Here is a 1,824-nt window from a genome sequence, read left to right on the forward strand (position 1 = left end):
GCGACCGGGACCCCGGCTCGGCGGATCAGCTCGCGCGCCATCGGATGAGCCGGGACGCGCAGCCCGACCGACGCGCGTCCACCCGTGACCTCCGCGGGCAGGCGGTTGGATCGCGGGACGATCAGCGTCATCGGCCCGGGCCATCCGACAGCTGCGAGTCGGCGTGCGTCGAGCGATGCCTCCGGGGCCCATTCGTCGAGATCCTCGGGATCGGCGAGGTGCACGATCAGCGGGTGGTCGACGGGACGACCCTTGATCGCAAAGATGCGAGCCAACGCGGTCGGGTCGGTCGCATCGGCCGCGAGGCCGTAGACCGTCTCGGTCGGCATCGCGACGAGGCCCCCGGCACGAATCGCAGCGGCGGCCCGCGCGACGTCGTCGCGAAGGAGTCGTCGGGTCACGTCAGAGCGCCGACGAATTCGAGCGCAGCGTCGAAGAATCCGAACGACTCCGTTGTCGCGAAGTGGTCGGTGCGCGGCAGGTTCACGACGTGACCGTCCGGAAAGGCGGCGGCGAGTTCGTCGGCCGGGTGGACGAAGTCCTTCTCACCGACGACCACGAGAACCGGACAGGTCACCTGAGCGATCCCGGCCGTGTCGATCTCGAAACCGGCGGGGCGTTCCATCACGGCGAGGAGCGCCTCGATGTCGTTGCCAGGTTGCTGGGCGTACTGCGCGAACAGTCGCGCGGTCTGGTCGAGCGACGCCGGATCGGCTCCCTCGAGCAGTGCGCGAAGTCCTTCGGCGATCGCCGTCGAGCCCGAGTGGTCACGTTCGAAGACGTTGCGGCCGATGCCGGCGAGCACGAGCCGATCGAATCGGTCGGGCCGTTGGATCGCTGCGCGTAGAAGGGTGAGCGCGCCGAGCGAGAACCCGATCGCTGCCGTCGGGTGATCCGGGAGTGCCTCGACGACACGTTCGGTCAGGTCGGAGTAGGCCTCGGGGTCGTGCGGTTTCGGAGCTGAACCGTGTCCGAGCAGGTCGACGCCGATCACGTTCTTGTCGCCGTCCTCGAGCAGCGCGGTGAATCCGTTGCGCTGCCAGGTCGACTCGAACGACCCGCCCCATCCGTGTACGAGCATGACCGTGTCGACAGATTCCACGGGCAGCAGCGTAGAACCGAATATCATCGGCGCCCCATGCGCATGCTGCATCCCGATCCCGGCCACGACCTCACCTACAACGACGTCTTCATGGTCCCGAGTCTCTCCGACGTGTCGTCCCGAATGGACGTCGACCTCACGACCCCCGACGGGATCGGTACGACCATTCCGTTGGTGGTGTCGAACATGACCGCTGTTGCCGGACGCCGGATGGCCGAGACGGTCGCCCGCCGCGGTGGTGTGGCGATCCTTCCCCAGGACATTCCACTCGACGTCGTCGAACGCGTGATTCGCAGCGTGAAGGCGTGTCATCCGGTGTTCGAGACGCCGATCACGCTCGGGCCGGACAACACGATCGGCGATGCACTGAACCTGATCAACAAGCGCTCCCACGGTGCGGTGGTCGTCGTCGACGAGGGCCGCCCCGTCGGCGTGTTCGTCGAGAAGGACGCCGACGGATTCGACCGGTTCACCCAATTGCGCAACGTGATGTCGCCGAGCGTCCACATCCTCACGCCCGACGTCGATCCGGCAGCCGCCCACGCCCAACTGGGCGAACGACGGCTGCATGTCGCACCGGTCGTCGACGAATCCGAACGACTGCTCGGCGTCCTCACGCGCAAGGGCGCGCTCCGCTCCACCATCTACCGCCCGGCACTCGATGCCGATGGACGCCTGCTGGTCGGCGTGGCCGTCGGGATCAACGGCGACCCTGCAGATCG

At 67.6% G+C, this 1,824-nt stretch carries 3 protein-coding genes; 1 reads left to right on the forward strand and 2 read right to left on the reverse strand.

Going from position 1 to position 1,824, the window contains the following annotated elements; all coding sequences use genetic code 11:
- Both WBV89_RS19905 and WBV89_RS19910 read right to left on the reverse strand, forming a co-directional pair.
- The coding region (locus WBV89_RS19905) for an L-threonylcarbamoyladenylate synthase (protein WP_423983070.1) at nucleotides 1-401 on the reverse strand (401 nt) is incomplete at its 3' end.
- A complete protein-coding gene (locus WBV89_RS19910) occupies nucleotides 398-1,102 on the reverse strand; it encodes an alpha/beta fold hydrolase (protein ID WP_423983071.1) in 705 nt (234 codons plus the stop codon). The genes WBV89_RS19905 and WBV89_RS19910, both read right to left, overlap by 4 nt.
- A 36-nt stretch (nucleotides 1,103-1,138) precedes the next feature.
- Between WBV89_RS19910 and WBV89_RS19915 the strand changes: the two genes are divergently transcribed.
- On the forward strand, nucleotides 1,139-1,824 hold a 686-nt coding region (locus tag WBV89_RS19915; RefSeq protein ID WP_423983072.1), incomplete at its 3' end, for a CBS domain-containing protein.

This window comes from Ilumatobacter sp. (genome assembly GCF_049588435.1).
In the GTDB taxonomy this organism is placed as follows: Bacteria; Actinomycetota; Acidimicrobiia; order Acidimicrobiales; family Ilumatobacteraceae; genus Ilumatobacter_A.